The sequence below is a fragment of the Pseudomonas mediterranea CFBP 5447 genome, assembly GCF_000774145.1.
GTDB lineage: Bacteria > Pseudomonadota > Gammaproteobacteria > Pseudomonadales > Pseudomonadaceae > Aquipseudomonas > Aquipseudomonas mediterranea.
Genome location: NZ_KN322981.1, coordinates 267,734 through 283,169, shown reverse-complemented (window position 1 = coordinate 283,169; position 15,436 = coordinate 267,734). Strand labels below are relative to the sequence as shown.

Here is a 15,436-nt window from a genome sequence, read left to right as displayed (position 1 = left end):
AGCCTGCTCGCGATGGCGTCGGCACATTCAACATCCGTGTCCAGGCCGTTTTACAGCCGATAACCCACCGGCATCTCATGCCGTGTCGCGGTCTTCTCCTCGTGATAATGCGGCCTCCCCACCGGCGACTTCATCAGCGCCGAATTCGCCAATATCGTCTCCGTCAGCAAGCTATCCTCCCCCTCTCCAAACCAGCAAGCCAACGCCGAGTTCCTGTTGCCATGCATGTCCACCGCCACCGGCCAGTTCTCCAGCCCACCGGCGTCGCTGGGTGGGATGTCGGGATAGTGTTTGGGTGGCAGGACCAGCGCGTCGCCAGGGCGCAGCCACAGGTCGGCCAGGTAGATCTCCCGTGCCGCCGGCCGCCAGCGAGCGACGCTGATGACCAGGGGCAGACGTCCGTAGCGAGAGAAAAAGGCGTGGGGAAAGTTGTGGTATTCGAGGTCGGTGGGGCTGTAGGTCAGCAGTTCACGCATGCGCTCCGGCCCCAGATACGGGGATTGATGGCCGGCCCATTTGCCGTAGGTGTATTGGCCCAGGATCAACTGGTCGTACTCGAAACGCAGGCATTCGCCGTTGGCGAGCAGGGTCATGCCGAAGGCTTGTGCCGTTTCCTTCGTGGCCCAGATGGGCTCGTAGCGCACTTCCTTGGCGCGGAAGTCGAATTGCTTGATCCGATAGGAGCCGGTGCTCGTCGGCACTTCACGGTCCCACCAGGTGATGCCGGAATAGCGGGCGCCCAGCAGCAGGTCGGGGTTCTCAGGTGTCAGGGAAATCAGCTTGCCGCGCACGTAGGCGCTGGGCTGGGCCAGGCCATGGTCGTTGTACAGATAAGGAAAGGTTCGCGGATCGAGCGCTGCTTCCGCGCCCTCGCCGATAAAGGGAACACTGTTGAAGACTTGCATCGTCGGGGACCACTCACGCAGGAAAGCACGGGAGACCCGGCCGGACAGCCGGGTCTGTCTGTTGGTTATCAACTATACGGACGATGCGCCTCGCGGAACCAGTCCATGCCGTGGGGCAGGCGCCATGGCCTGACGGCGGCGCGCTTCTCGACCTGGGTCAGGCACATGGCGTTCATCCAGTAGTGCACCAGCAACAGATGGAACACGTCGTCGCCACGCCGATCCCAGATCACGTCGTCTTGCTGGCGCCCCGCTTCGATGGGTTTGAGCCGGCAGTCGTTCTGGTCATGCATGCCTTGCAGACAGGTGCCCGTCTCGTAGTTGATCAGCAGCACCGGGTGGTTGATTTCCGGATAGGGTTTTTCCAGCTCGGGCATGTACCAGTATTGCCCCAGGTTGTGCCTGTCCGGGGTTTGCATGGCGATACGGGTCTTGTTCTGCGGGTCGGTGGCCAGGGCCGGTTTGGAGTCGGTGTTGTTGCGCACGATGTACAGCAACGTACACGGGTCTTCCTGGGTCTTTTCCGTCTGCACCACTTTGACGTTGCCGAACGAGTCATGACACAGGCGCGCCGAGACTTTCACCGTTGGGTTGAGGTCTTTGCCCGCCTGGCCGAAGCCGGCGACGAGCCCGTCGACGCCCGGCGTTTCCAGGTCGTTGCCCGCCAGCACATAAGTGAGGCCGGCCAACGGGTTTGGCGCCATGTACTTGGTCAGGGCGTCCCAGCGCTGGAGCGTCTTCTCGCTGGCGCCATTCTGCTGCAGCGCCTCACGCATGTGACGTCCCGGGTAGTAACGCTTGTCACGAGGCCAGCGCTCAGTGGCCATCAACAGCCTGTGCCCGCTTTTTTGTTTCACCAGCGAGGCCAGCGCAGCCCAGAACCGTTCAAAGTCCTCGCTGGAGGCATCCGCTGCCGGCGGGGTGTGAAAGGTTTCGTGGGTTTCCTTGGTCTTTTTGTCGACGAACACCAGCCGCAGGGCGGGGCCGGTTGTCGCCGCGACAGATGCCTTGAGCCGATTGGAACGACCGAGAACGATCGTCGACTCCTGCCAATCCGCTTTGATTTCCGCCTTGTAGCTGGTGTACCACCGGTAGGCCTGTTCCACTGCCGAGCGGGTTGCACCACTGTGGATGAAGTAATAGACCGGCGAGAGGTTCAATTCCACGATCGTGGGATCGTCGGCCAACGACTCGCGCCATTTGCTGAAGTCCGCGTTGCAGTTGCTGGGATCCATCGAATTGAAGTTGATCGAATGGGTGCCGCCCCGGGTGGTCAGGTTGGCCTTGCGATGGGCCAGGTTTTTCTTGACCGTTTCCGAAATCGAGGTCGAGGCACTGCCGCTGACGAAAGCGCCGTACTCGGCCTTGACCATCGCATCGAGGGTGTTGGTCTGGCTGAGGTAGCTCTTGAGCGCGGTCATCGCGTAGTTCAGCGAGCCGCCGACGGTGACTTCACTGACGATATCGACACCGAAGGCGAGGAAGAAGTCGAAGAACGGCTGCGGATTGTCCTCGTCGAACGCCTTGGGCAGGGCCTCGACACGTGTCTTGAAGACCTCGGTGGCATTGTTGGGGTCGACCGCCAGCGTCAGTTTCCACAGCCGTACCGTGTGGCTGTAGAGAGCGGCCTCACGCTCCTCGAAGGTTTTGATGTCGCTGCCGAACGTGACTTTGAAACCCGCGGAAAAGGCACCGTATTTACCAGCCGCCTCGACGCTCGATTGGGTATGGCTTTCATAATCGTCGCGGGAAGAAAACGTCTCGACCGTGTAGTTGTCCTGAGCGACCACGGTGCTCATGGTGACGTGCTTGCCCACGTTATAGGACGTGTCTTTGTAGGGTACGGCCCGTTTACCCGACTCGGTATCACCGACCTTTTGACACTCCTGCCTCTCGCCGGCCCAGTCGAGCCGGTTCAGGCCGCGTCCCAATAACTGCGAGCCGCCGATATCCCGCAGATCAGTTGCGCTGCCTTGGAGTCCTTCGTTCATCGCCTTTCTCCCATCGCTCAGGTTGTATCAACTGATGCCAATTGACGGGATTCAGTATCAGGAGAGCGCTGCTGAGCCGACAGTCCAGAGCGGTGTCAGTCCGGTATCAGTTTGGTATCAGGCAAAATGCCATCTTTTCATTAACGCGGCAGATGGAGTGGAGTAGACTCGAGCGTCTGCCGTTGACCTTCCCCTGGCGATCAACATGGACTCCAGACACCACGTGCTCCCAGCCCCACCCAAGCGCGATGCTTCGGTGTCCGACGGCCGTGTACAGCTGGACGCCGCGTTGTTGAAAAGGCTGCGCAAACAACATGGCTTGAGCCAGGAAACCCTGGCCGAAGCCTGCCTGAACCGGCACCTGTGCGTGTCCATCGCTTCCATCAAACGCGCCGAAACCGGCAAACCGGTGCTCTACCGCACAGCCCGTCACCTGGCGACAGCCTTCGATGTCGACGTGAGTGCGTTATTGGCTGCGTCCGTGTCGACGATACTGGTGGAAATCGAGCAGTCGGTCACCGAACTGCATGAAAAGGCCCTGGTGCAACAGACGCTGAAGCAGGCCGACGACGCGGTTATCCGCTATGTGCTGGAACTGTCCTTTGCCATCGAGGGGGAGCCCGAGGTGTTGGCGGATGACATCGAACGCCTGATCCGGCAGTTCGGCGGCGCAGCCCCCGTTATCGCGCAGGCTATCGTCATCGCCCGGTTCGGCTCGCCCCAGGCCTACCGCAGCGACAGCGAGCGCGGCCTGTTATGTGCACTGGCGCTGAGCCGGGAGCAATTCGTGAAGCCGGGGCACGCCTTGTTGCTGCGATTGGTGCGCCAGGGCGGCGAAACGGCGACACGAGAGGACGATGCAACGCTGCTGGCGCAACAACCGTTGTCGGAGCGTCATGGTCACGCGCCGGTGTATGTCGCGCAGAACTTGCTTGAACAACTCGCTTCGCGATTCGAATTCTCCCCCGCCGACGAGGCGTTTCCCGCCTATCGAAAGTGCCGGCGCCAGCGCAGCCTCGACGAAAACGCGTCCCGACCGTTGGTGGGGCGGGCCATTGAGTTGTTGCAGTTCAAAGGCGTGATCGAGGCCACCCAGGAATGCCAGGACGGCCATGTGGTCTATGTGCGCGGCATGGCGGGCATCGGCAAGACGCGGCTGGTCAGCGAGTTTGCCGACATCGCCCGGCAAAGCGGTTTCGCTTGTCACCGCGCCGATGTACTGGACTTCGGCATGGACAACAGCCTCTGGCCGTTGGGAAAGCTGGTGGGCAGCGTGCTGGGTGCAACCGGCGCTACGCCGATCAACGCCGCGCAGTTGGAGGCCGGGTTGTCCCGCCTTAAAGTGGCGCCCGAACATTGGATGTTCCTTCACGTCCTGACGGCCGTTGCATCCGCCGAGCCGCCGGCCCTGTATGCGGCGATGAGCAATCCGGCCCGCAGCCAGGGACTGCTGCTGGCCCTGCTTGAGGTGTTGCGGCGAACGGCGGTGCAACAGCCCTTGCTGATCTGCCTCGAAGACCTGCATTGGGGCGACGCCGCATTGTTTGCGCTGCTGGGCAAACTGCTCGATGCCACGGACGAAGCGCCTATCGTCTGGCTGCTGACCTCCCGTCCCGAAGGCGACCCGTTGGAAAGCGCCATCCGCAAGCACGCGAACATCCCCATGAGCCTGCTCGATATCGCGCCGATCCGGGCACGGGAGGCCACTGCCCTGGCGGATCAGTTCATTGATGTCGACCCTCGCTACCGGGCCGATTGCGTGATCCGCGCCCAGGGCAACCCGCTGTACCTGACGCAGTTGCTGGCGAGCCAGGAAGGCGTGGTTCCCGACAGCCTGCGGCATCTGATCCAGAGCCGTTTTGACAAGCTGGCTTCGCACCAGCGCCGCGCCCTGCACTACGCCGCGGTGCTGGGCAATCGCTTCGAACTGACACTCTGGCGCGAGGCGCTTGGACAGCCTGACTACCTGCCGACGGCGGACATGCGCCAAGGGTTGCTGCGCGAAGTCGAGCCGGGCAGCTACCTGTTCGTCCATGACCTGGTCATGCATTGCCTCTACGACGCGATCCCCGACGTGCTGCGTGAACAACTGCACCGGACGGTGGCGCAACTCTACCGAGAGCGCGACCGGGTGCTCCATGCCCAGCATCTGCTGCGGGCCAACGACCCGGCGGCGTTCGATGCGCTGCTCGCGGCCATGGGCGAAAAACGCCTCGCCTGTCAGTACGACAGCGTGCTCGCGCTGGCGCGCCAATGTGCGCTGTTCGTCGAACGCACCCGCAACAGCTTCCCCCTTGCGTTGATATCGGGCCAGGCCTGTTCAGGCTTGGGCCAGACGGCGCAGGCGCGGGAACATTTCCAGCGGGCGCTGGAACTGGCGGAGCAACCGCAGGAGCGGATCGAGGCGGCGCTCGGGCTGGCGGCAATCCTCAATACCCTCGATTGCCTGGACGAAGAAGAACGCCTGATCGAAGACACGCTGCCCGTCGCCCAGGCCCTGCGCGCCCACACGGCATTGGCCCGGTTGTATCAGTTGCACGGCAATATCTATTTCCCACGCGGGGACTATGTCGAGTGTCGTCGCTTGCACGAAGAGGCGCTTTCCTTTGCCAGGATCGGCCGGCATCTGGAAACCGAGGCCAAGGCCCTGAGCGGGATCGGTGACTCCTACTACGCCCAGGGACACATGCAGACCGCCTACGAAGTCTTCGACCAATGCGTGCGCCTGTGCGAACGGCACGGGTTGGTGGATGTGGAAGCAGGCAATCGCAGCGCCCGCGGCTCGGCGCAGTTCTACCTGGGCCAGCCGGACCTGGCGTTGCGCGACGCCACGGATGCCATCGAATGCGGACGCAGGATCGGCAACCATCGGGCAGAAGTGTTCTCGCGGCTGACTGCCTCCTGGGTGCTGGTGGCGAGTGCTCAGCCGGCGTCGGCAGAACAGCAACTGACCTGCGCCCTGGAGCTGGCACGCAACCTGGGCGCCAGCCGTTTCGAAGCGATCCTGCTCGAAGGACTGGCACGGGTGGCCTTGCATCAGGGCGAACGCGAGCTGGCGCAGACGTTGATCATGGACGCGGCAAGCCTGGTTGAACGCTTCGACTTGCAGCGCTATATCGGACCCTGGATCTACGGCAGCCTGGCGATGATGGTCGACGACCCGCAACTCAGCGAACAGGCGCTATCGAAGGGCGAAACCCAACTCACCCAAGCCTGCCTCGCCCACAACACCCTGCGCTTTCGCGTGGCCGCCGCCGAAACCTGCCTGCTGGCGGGGAACACCGAACAGGCAATCCGGCATGGGCAGCAGATGGCGGCGTTGCCCGAGTCCGCGTCGTGCGCGTGGGTCAGTCATCATGTGCGGCTGATCGATGTGGCGGGCCGATGGTTGCGGGGTGATCCAACGAAGGAGGAGTCGTTGAAAGGGATTCAACGCGAGGCGCAGCAGATCGGATTCGTGGCGACGATGCCACGGTTGTGGCAGCAGCTGGATATTCAGTGACGCCGCGGAACCTCATTGGCTGGACCCACGCTATCGCGAGCAGGCTCGCTCCCACAGGGATTCGTGGTGAACACAAATCTCTCGCCTGCACAGAACCATTGTGGGAGCGAGCCTGCTCGCGATGGCGTTGGGTCAGCTTGCATCAATGTCGGACCATCGCGAGCAAGCTCGGCTCCCACAGGTGCCGTGTTTGCTAGGGCATCTTTGCGTCCGCTCCGTCGGCATCTCATCTGGTATCGACTTTTCTCCCGTGATAACCCAGCCGCCAAGGCCTATGCTGACCCAGTCCCCTCGACAGGCCGGCCGTCATGATCCAATGCAAACGCGCCTACGAAGCGCCCGCTCCCGACGATGGCCGGCGCGTGCTGGTCGACCGCCTGTGGCCGCGCAATTGTCGCAAGGAGGAATTGATCATCGACGCATGGCTCCAGGACGTCGCGCCGTCTCCGAAACTGCGCAAGGCATTCAAGGGCGGAGAGATGTCCTTCGATCAGTTCAAAACGGCCTATCGCGAGGAACTGGGTGCGCAACCGCAGCATTGGTGGAAGCTGGTGGACATTGCCCGCAACGGCAATCTCACCCTGGTTTACGCCGCCCGCTCGATCACTGAAAACAATGCCGTGGTGTTGGCCGAATGGCTGGAGGATGAGGTGGAGAAACGGGGAGAGATGAGTTCGCCGGCTTGTTATCTGCCTGAGTTTCCGGACCACTGAAACTGGCGTGATCTATAAGGCTTTTCGGCTCGACAGGCCATCGGAACGCGCTACGGCAAGCCTTGCGACATCTCTATCTTCAGCTATAGCTATGTCTTTACCACGCATTGAATGAGGCAGAGATGTCGCCCACCCGGCGAACAGCGTTGATGCCCGGCGCATTGATCAGCGCCCAGCATCTCAAAGACGAGCCAGTACCGGTGAACCACTTGTATAAAGCCATTTCGGGGCTCTGCCATGACGGATAACAAGCACACGCTCGGGATGCTCACCCTGCTGGTCAGTAGCCCGCCGGATAAACGCACGGTCTTCGGTCGAGCATTGCTTCAACTGATCAGCGACGTGGAGCAGCGGGCCATCAGCCTGCTGGTGTCGGAATCCCTGAGCGACGCCACGTCGATCCTGAATTCGGACCCGGCCATTCAATGTGTCCTGCTCAGTTGGGAAATGGACGACAGCGAGGACCATGATGAATGCATCAAGCTGCTGACCAATCTGCGTGAACGCAATACCCGGGTCCCGGTTTTCCTGATCAGCGATCGCAGCAGCGCCTCCAGTATTCCCTTGGTGGTCATGCAATACGCCGACGACTTCATCTGGCTGCCGGAGGACACCAGCCGCTTCCTCAGCGGGCGTGTCTTGGCGGCCATCGAGCGGTATCGCAAAGCCTCCCTGCCCCCGATGTTCGGTGCTCTGGTCAGGTTTGCGAGTTCCTACGAATACTCCTGGCACACTCCCGGCCATGCAGGCGGCACGGCGTTTCTCAAGAGCACCGCAGGCCGGGCGTTTTACGAGTTCTTCGGGGAAAACCTGCTGCGTTCCGACCTGTCCATCTCGGTCGGGGAGCTGGGTTCGCTGCTGGATCACAGCGGCCCCATCGGCCAGGGTGAACGCTATGCGGCCAAGGTGTTCGGCGCCCATCGCACGTACTACGTCACCAACGGATCCTCGATGTCCAACCGCGTGATCCTCATGGCCAGCGTCACCCGCAACCAGATCGCCCTCTGTGACCGCAATTGCCACAAGTCGGCCGAACATGCGATGACCCTGTCGGGCGCGCTGCCCACTTATCTGGTCCCCACCCGCAACCGCTACGGCATCATCGGTCCGATCCTGCCGCAAACCCTCAGCGCCGAGGGAGTAAAAGCGGCCATCGCGAATAACCCCCTGGTCAAGAAAGGCATCGACCCGACACCGGTTCACGCGATCATCACCAACTCCACCTACGACGGCTTGACCTACAACGTCACCCGTGTGGAAGAATTGCTCGGGCAAAGCGTCGACCGCCTGCATTTCGACGAAGCCTGGTACGGCTACGCGCGTTTCAACCCGCTCTACCGCGACCGCTTCGCCATGCACGGCGAGCCCGACGATCACGACGATTCGAAGCCGACCGTGTTCGCCACCCAGTCGACACACAAGCTGATTGCAGCCTTGTCCCAGGCCTCGATGATTCATGTGCGCAATGGCCGCAACCCGATCGAACACGGGCGGTTCAACGAGTCGTTCATGATGCACGCCTCGACGTCGCCCAACTACGCAATCATGGCCTCCTGTGACGTCAGCTCGGCCATGATGGAGGCACCGAGCGGACAGATCCTGACCAGCGAATCCATCGAGGAAGCCGTCGCATTTCGCCAGGTCCTGTCGCGCATGCACAACGAGATGTCGAGCAAGCAGGAATGGTTCTTCACCTGCTGGCAGCCGCCGTCGGTGCGCGTTGGGGCCAGCCAGATGCCGTTCCATGCGGTGGATCCGGTATTGCTCAAGACGGATCCGAGCTGCTGGGTGCTGCACCCGAACGAGGTCTGGCACGGTTTCGGCGACATCGAAGACGGCTATTGCATGCTCGACCCCATCAAGGTCTCGGTGTTGAGCCCCGGCATGGGCGACGATGGTAACCTGCTCGACTTCGGCATCCCGGCCTGCGTCCTGACGGCTTACCTGGAACATCAGGGCATCGTGGTCGAGAAGACCACCGACTTCACCATCCTGTTCCTGTTCTCCATCGGCATCACCAAAGGGAAATGGGGCACCCTGGTCAACGCCCTGCTCGACTTCAAGCGCGACTATGACGCAAACGCCGAGCTGGAGCTGTGCCTGCCGGACCTGCTGACCGCCAACCAGCATCGCTACGCCGGCATGGGGCTCAAGGACCTGGCCGATGAAATCTTCGCCGCAATGAAAAAGAACAAGACCACCTCGACCATGGCCCAGGCTTTCGGCACGTTGCCCACAGCCGTGTTCAGCCCGGTGCAGGCCTACGAAAAACTGGTGCGCAACGATGTCGAGCGGGTGACCCTGAAGGACGCCGCGGGACGCATCGCCGCCACCGGCATCGTGCCGTACCCACCGGGTATCCCCTTGTTGATGCCGGGGGAAAACGCCGGCCCCGCGGACGGACCTTTGTTGATTTATCTGAAAGCGCTGGAGACCTTCGACAGATCCTTCCCGGGCTTCACCCATGACACCCATGGGATCGAAGTGGAAAACGGCGTTTATCAGTTACTGGTTTTGAAGTCCGATGGGAAGGACTTCGATTGAGGACGGCGCCGTCTCCTGGCGCCCTTCCCTCCGGCGGCTGAGGTCAAGCCAGGAGATGCCGGGAAATCACCTTCGAGATCTCGACGATTCCCGTCTTGCCGGTGAACTCGAACTTCACCTTGCCCAGGGATGAAAAATAGATCTCCAACTCGGAATCCAGATCGAAAGTGCCGGACGTTTCGACCGAGTAGGCCACGATGTTCTTGTAGGGCAGCGAGGTGAAATCCTTCTTGCTGCCGGTGATGCCTTGCACGTTCACCGCGATGATGCGCTTGTTGGTGAAGACCACGCCGTCACGCATGGACTTGTAGGCGTCGATGACCTGTTCACCGTCCAGCAGCAGGGCCGTGACACGCTCGGCGTATTCGTCGTTCTGCTTGAGTTTGAAGAAGCCTTTGTTGTTGAAGTCGATCATCCGTAAATCCTTCGAGTTGAAAAGTATTCCAGGTCACCCGGCCAGTGGAGGCTGGCGGATGGGATTCTGAGGCTGTTGAAGCGAATCTCACAAGGACTGAAAGAGGGCTTCCACCGGCAGGCGGTTTTCTGCCTAGACTTGCAACTGTCCCAACGTGCGTTAGGGTTGAATGAGCCCGCACGATAAATACAAAAATAACGAGGTATCCCCACAATGTTCAAACCAATCTGGAAAGCACTCGTCTGTACCCTCGCCCTCAGTGCATTGAGCACGGCCATGGCGGCTGATCCGGTCATCATCAAGTTCTCTCACGTGGTGGCCGAACAAACGCCCAAGGGCCAGGGAGCGTTGCTGTTCAAGAAGCTGGTGGAAGAACGACTCCCGGGCAAAGTGAAGGTGGAGGTCTACCCCAACTCCTCGCTGTTCGGTGACGGTAAGGAGATGGAAGCCTTGCTGCTGGGCGATGTACAGATGATTGCGCCATCGCTGGCCAAGTTCGAGCAATACACCAAGAGCGTGCAGTTGTTCGACTTGCCGTTCCTGTTCGACGACATTTCTGCCGTGGACCGCTTCCAGTTGAGCCCTGATGGGCAGAAGCTGCTCAAGTCCATGGAAAGCAAGAACATCACCGGGCTGGCTTATTGGCACAACGGCATGAAGCAGCTGTCGGCCAATAAGCCGCTGCGTGAACCCAAGGATGCCCGTGGCCTGAAGTTCCGGGTACAGGCCTCGGCCGTACTGGAGGAACAGTTCAAGGCGGTGAACGCCAACCCGCGCAAGATGAGTTTTGCCGAGGTGTACCAAGGCCTGCAGACCGGCGTGGTCAATGGTGCGGAAAACCCGTACTCGAACATCTACAGCCAGAAAATGCATGAAGTTCAGAAGTACATCACCGAATCCAACCACGGTGTACTCGACTATATGCTGATCACCAACACCACGTTCTGGAACGGCCTGCAACCCGATGTCCGTGCCGAACTGGACAAGATCATCAAGGAAGTCACCACCCAGGTAAACAAGGAAGCCGAACAACTGAACCAGGATGCCAAGCAGAAAATCGTCGACGCCAAAACCACCGAAATCATCACGCTCACACCTGAACAGCGTGGCGAATGGCGCGACAAGATGAAACCGGTGTGGAAGAAGTTCGAAGGCGACATCGGTGCTGATCTGATCAAAGCGGCCGAAGCCTCCAATAAAGCTCAGTAATGGGTTGGCCGGTGCTGCCGCCCTGGCAGCGCCGGCTTGTCATCCCCCTGCAGGAGATGTCCTCCATGAACGCTTTTCGGCGCATCTGGGAACACTTCGAGGAAGGTTTCATTGCCTTCCTTCTAGCCGCCATGACGTTGATCACTTTCGTCTATGTGGTGCTCAACAACCTCTACAGCGTCTTCTACAGCATCGGCGACAACTGGTCTGCCGTCAGTGAACCGGCATCCGCCATTGGCGACGGCATCATGAATATGGCCCAGGCCATGACCTGGAGCAGCTCGCTGACCAAGGCGCTGTTCGGCTGGCTGATCTTTTTCGGCTTGTCGTATGGCGTGCGCACCGCCGGGCATATCGGCGTCGATGCGCTGGTGAAACTGGCCAGCAAGCCGGTACAACGCTTTATCGGGGTGATCGCCTGCCTGTTCTGCCTGACCTACGCCGGACTGCTGGCGGTGGCAAGCTATGAATGGATCAATACGTTGATGATCGCGCAGATCGGCGCCGAGGATCTGGGTCAATTCGGCATCATGCAATGGCACATCGGGTTGATCGTACCGGTGGGTTTTACCCTGGTGTTCATCCGCTTCGCGGAAATCCTCGTGCGCATCCTGAGAAATCGCCAGACGGGACTGGGCCTGGCCGATGAAGCGGCGGAGGCCATCAAACTGACCGAGCACGAGGAAGACAAGCCATGACCATTGCCTTCCTGTTCGTGGCACTGTTCGTGCTGATGTTCATTGGCGTGCCTATTGCCATCTCGTTGGGGTTGGCCGGCTCGCTGACCATTATTTTCTTCAGCCCGGACTCGGTACGCTCCCTGGCGATCAAGCTGTTCGAAACGTCCGAGCACTACACATTGCTGGCCATTCCATTCTTCCTGCTGGCCGGCGCGTTCATGACCACCGGCGGCGTGGCGCGACGGCTGATCGACTTCGCCAACGCCTGTGTCGGCCACATCCGCGGCGGCCTGGCGATTGCCGCGGTACTGGCATGCATGCTGTTTGCGGCACTGTCCGGCTCAAGCCCGGCAACGGTGGCGGCGGTCGGCTCCATCGCCATTGCCGGCATGGTGCGCTCGGGTTATCCACAGGCATTCGGTGCTGGCATCGTGTGTAACGCCGGGACACTGGGAATCCTGATTCCGCCCTCGATCGTGATGGTGGTGTATGCCGCCGCGACCGAAACCTCCGTGGGCAAACTGTTCATGGCCGGTGTGATTCCCGGGGTGCTGCTGGGCGTCGTGCTGATGATCGCGATCTACATCGTCGCCGTGAAAAAGAACCTGCCGGCCCTGCCCCGGGCAACGTTTCGCGAGTGGCTGTCTGCGGCACGCAAAGCGCTGTGGGGCCTGCTGTTGATGATCATCATCCTCGGCGGGATCTATTCGGGGATGTTCACTCCGACCGAAGCGGCTGCGGTGGCTGCGGTGTATTCAGCGTTCATCGCCTTGTTCGTCTACAAGGACCTCACGTTCCGTGAAACGCCGAAGGTGCTGCTGGAGTCGGCCAAGCTGAGCATCATGCTGATGTTCATCATCGCCAACGCCATGCTCTTCGCCCATGTGCTGACCACTGAGCAGCTTCCCCAGCAAATCACGGCATGGGTGATCGATGCCGGGCTCACGCCCGTGACGTTCCTGCTGGTGGTGAACATCGTGCTGCTGGTTGCCGGCGCGTTCATGGAGCCATCGGCAATCATCCTGATTCTGGCACCGATCCTGTTCCCCATCGCCATGCAATTGGGCATCGATCCGATCCACCTGGGCATCATCATGGTGGTGAACCTGGAGATTGGGTTGATTACACCGCCGGTGGGTCTGAACCTGTTCGTGACCTCGGCGGTGACCGGCATGTCCTTGCCTGCCACCATCCGCGCGGCCATGCCATGGTTGATGATCCTGCTGGCGTTCCTGGTGCTGATTACCTATGTGCCATGGATCTCGCTGGTGTTGCCGAACTGGTTGGGGATGAGTTGATTCAACCAGGCTCAGTGACCGAACTGCCGATCGACTGTGGGAGCAAGGCTTGCCCGCGATAAAGACGCCTCGGTTCCAGAACCATCGCGTTGACTTCATCGCCGGGGATCGGCACTTCATCGCCCTCGCGGCATTGATCCGCAAAAACAGAACCCTGCAAAGGTTTGAGTCTCAGCCTTGCAGCGGCGCCCTTCAGGGCGTCGCTGTGACCTGTGGGTGCCGAAGCATTCCTGCGATGCTGTGGCGTGGTCAGATTCGACGGTTGCGCCGGCGATTCCAGAAGACCGCGACCACCGCCGCGATGATCACCACCCCGACATTACCGAACAACCAGATTGCAAAGTTACGGCTCTGATCCGCCTCACTTTCGTAGAACGGCCCAAAGTAGTTGCCGACCGCGATGAAAACCAGATTGAACGCCCCGACGGCCAAGACAATGATCAGGAGGACAAACAACGTTCCCTTGATGACGTTCATATGACCCTCCAGAACCATATGTCCTTGGAGTCATGGAAATCCGAAAACGTACCTTCGATCGAAAAACCCATCTGTATACGCACGTAGCTCATCCAATCCGTCAAGCGTCGACCATTCCATAAGTCGATGTGGTCACCACTGCGACCGGCAGTGGTTTCATTTGCCCGACGCCAGAAGTCCTTGAAGAAAATAACGCCCTGCTGGCCTTTCAGGGCATCTTCGAAGTCTTCACTTTTGACCGTCTTCATGGGCTGCAAGCCGGGAATCCTGGCGCGGGTCAAGGCGTTGGCGAGCTCTTCGGCGGCCAATATGTGCCCTTCGCTTTTGGGGTGTTGCCAACAATGACGCACGCTTTTGAGCTGGCTCATGTCGGCACCGGCGCGGCGCAGGGCTACGCCGAGGCTGATCGCACATTGGTCGCTGAAGTTCTTGGCGCCCTTGGTTCTGCAGGGCGCGGCATCTCCGAATATCTGCGGATGGCTATTCCATAATTTATCGAATGTAAACATGCTGCCCCTTCCTTAGGTTCCTCGATTCTGACAGCGTAGCCTAGCAGATACCGAGCACCTCTCTTGGAGAGGCATCCTGCAGCCGGTTTTTTCCCCTAGACTTGTCGTTGTCCGCTGTACGCCGGGTTCTGAACGAGAACGTACGATAAAGACAAATAAAAAGGGAAGTCCGCAATGCTCAAGCCGATATGGAAAACGCTCTTCTGCATCCTCACCCTCAGCGCATGGGCCACCGCGATGGCGGCAGAACCGATCGTGATCAAGTTTTCTCACGTCGTGGCCGAACAGACTCCGAAGGGCCAGGGCGCGTTGATGTTCAAGAAGCTGGTGGAGGAGCGACTGGCAGGCAAGGTGAAGGTCGAGGTGTACCCCAACTCCACCCTGTACAACGACGACAAGGAAATGGAGGCCCTGTTGCTGGGGGATGTGCAGATGATCGCGCGGTCATTGGCCAAGTTCGAGCAGTACACCAAGACGGTGCAGTTGTTCGACCTGCCGTTCCTGTTTGACGACATGGCCGCTGTAGAGCGCTTTCAGCAGAGCCCCGAGGGCCAGAAGCTGCTCAAGTCCATGGAAAGCAAGAACATCACCGGCCTGGCTTATTGGCACAACGGCATGAAGCAGTTGTCGGCCAACAAACCCCTGCGCATGCCCGAGGATGCCCGTGGCCTGGTGTTCCGGATACAGACTTCCGCGGTATTGGAGGAACAGTTCAAGGCAATCGGCGCCAAGGCGCAGCCGATGATTTTCTCCGTGGCGTACCAGGCGTTGCGCGCAGGCGTCGTCAATGGCGCGGAAAACCCCTATTCGAACTTCTACAATCAGAAGCTGCATGAAGTGCAGAAGTACGTCACCGAAACCAACCACGGCGCACTCGACTACATGTGGATCACCACTTCCGATTTCTGGAATGGCCTGCCACCGGATATCCGCGCCGAATTGGACAAGATCGTGGCGGAAGTGACCACCTATACCAACGGTGAGGCAGAGCGGTTGAACCAGCAGGATAAGCAGCATGTCCTGGACGCCAAGACCACCGAGATCATTACCCTCACGCCGGAACAGCGCAACGCCTGGCGGGACAAGATGAAGCCGGTGTGGGCGAAGTTCGAGAAGGAGATCGGAACGGACCTGCTCAAGGCGGCGCAGGCGGCCAATCAGGTTCAGTGACCGGACTGCTGATCGACTGAATA

General features: G+C 60.2%; 12 protein-coding genes. 7 read left to right on the top strand and 5 right to left on the bottom strand.

Translation table 11 applies throughout. From position 1 onward, the window contains the following. Positions 1 to 50: 50 nt before the first annotated feature. Both N005_RS04240 and N005_RS04235 read right to left on the bottom strand, forming a co-directional pair. Positions 51 to 905 (bottom strand): hypothetical protein, encoded by an 855-nt coding sequence (locus tag N005_RS04240; RefSeq protein WP_047699687.1) that lies wholly within the window; start codon positions 903 to 905, stop codon positions 51 to 53. 68 nt (positions 906 to 973) lie between these two features. Further along, positions 974 to 2,896 (bottom strand): MAC/perforin domain-containing protein, encoded by a 1,923-nt coding sequence (locus N005_RS04235; protein ID WP_047699685.1) that lies wholly within the window; start codon positions 2,894 to 2,896, stop codon positions 974 to 976. Positions 2,897 to 3,101: 205 nt separating this feature from the next. Between N005_RS04235 and N005_RS04230 the strand changes: the two genes are divergently transcribed. The 3 genes from N005_RS04230 (at position 3,102) to N005_RS04220 (ending at position 9,655) form a co-directional block, all read left to right on the top strand. Continuing rightward, positions 3,102 to 6,398 (top strand): ATP-binding protein, encoded by a 3,297-nt coding sequence (locus N005_RS04230; protein WP_047699683.1) that lies wholly within the window; start codon positions 3,102 to 3,104, stop codon positions 6,396 to 6,398. A gap of 308 nt (positions 6,399 to 6,706) precedes the next feature. Then, positions 6,707 to 7,111 carry a DUF488 domain-containing protein gene (locus tag N005_RS04225; protein ID WP_047699681.1) on the top strand — a complete coding sequence of 135 codons (405 nt, stop codon included), beginning with the start codon at positions 6,707 to 6,709 and terminating at the stop codon, positions 7,109 to 7,111. A 237-nt stretch (positions 7,112 to 7,348) separates the two neighbouring features. Then, positions 7,349 to 9,655, top strand: a complete 2,307-nt coding sequence (locus tag N005_RS04220; protein ID WP_047699680.1) for an Orn/Lys/Arg family decarboxylase — start codon at positions 7,349 to 7,351, stop codon at positions 9,653 to 9,655. A gap of 43 nt (positions 9,656 to 9,698) precedes the next feature. Here N005_RS04220 and N005_RS04215 read toward each other — a convergent pair whose 3' ends face one another. Then, positions 9,699 to 10,070, bottom strand: a complete 372-nt coding sequence (locus N005_RS04215) for a PH domain-containing protein (RefSeq protein WP_039592153.1) — start codon at positions 10,068 to 10,070, stop codon at positions 9,699 to 9,701. 213 nt (positions 10,071 to 10,283) lie between these two features. Here N005_RS04215 and dctP point away from each other — a divergent pair, with 213 nt between their 5' ends. The 3 genes from dctP (at position 10,284) to dctM (ending at position 13,257) form a co-directional block, all read left to right on the top strand. Beyond that, the gene (gene dctP / locus N005_RS04210) at positions 10,284 to 11,279 is read left to right on the top strand and encodes a C4-dicarboxylate TRAP substrate-binding protein DctP (protein WP_047699677.1); all 996 of its coding nucleotides are present in this window, start codon (positions 10,284 to 10,286) and stop codon (positions 11,277 to 11,279) included. Positions 11,280 to 11,344: 65 nt separating this feature from the next. Beyond that, positions 11,345 to 11,977 (top strand): TRAP transporter small permease, encoded by a 633-nt coding sequence (locus N005_RS04205; protein WP_047699710.1) that lies wholly within the window; start codon positions 11,345 to 11,347, stop codon positions 11,975 to 11,977. After that, a complete protein-coding gene (gene dctM / locus N005_RS04200) occupies positions 11,974 to 13,257 on the top strand; it encodes a C4-dicarboxylate TRAP transporter large permease protein DctM (RefSeq protein WP_047699676.1) in 1,284 nt (427 codons plus the stop codon). Before N005_RS04205 ends, dctM begins: the two co-directional genes overlap by 4 nt. 249 nt (positions 13,258 to 13,506) lie before the next feature. On the opposite strand, the gene N005_RS04195 is transcribed toward dctM, so the two are convergent. Together N005_RS04195 and N005_RS04190 are read right to left on the bottom strand one after the other, a co-directional pair. After that, positions 13,507 to 13,734, bottom strand: coding sequence for a hypothetical protein (locus N005_RS04195; RefSeq protein ID WP_047699674.1), 228 nt, complete (start codon positions 13,732 to 13,734; stop codon positions 13,507 to 13,509). Then, the gene (locus N005_RS04190; protein WP_047699671.1) at positions 13,731 to 14,243 is read right to left on the bottom strand and encodes a type VI secretion system amidase effector protein Tae4; all 513 of its coding nucleotides are present in this window, start codon (positions 14,241 to 14,243) and stop codon (positions 13,731 to 13,733) included. The genes N005_RS04195 and N005_RS04190 overlap by 4 nt, the downstream gene beginning before the upstream one ends. A gap of 174 nt (positions 14,244 to 14,417) precedes the next feature. On the opposite strand from N005_RS04190, the gene N005_RS04185 reads away from it, so the two are divergent. After that, on the top strand, positions 14,418 to 15,413 hold the full coding sequence (locus tag N005_RS04185) for a TRAP transporter substrate-binding protein (protein ID WP_047699669.1): 996 nt from the start codon (positions 14,418 to 14,420) through the stop codon (positions 15,411 to 15,413). Positions 15,414 to 15,436: the final 23 nt, after the last annotated feature.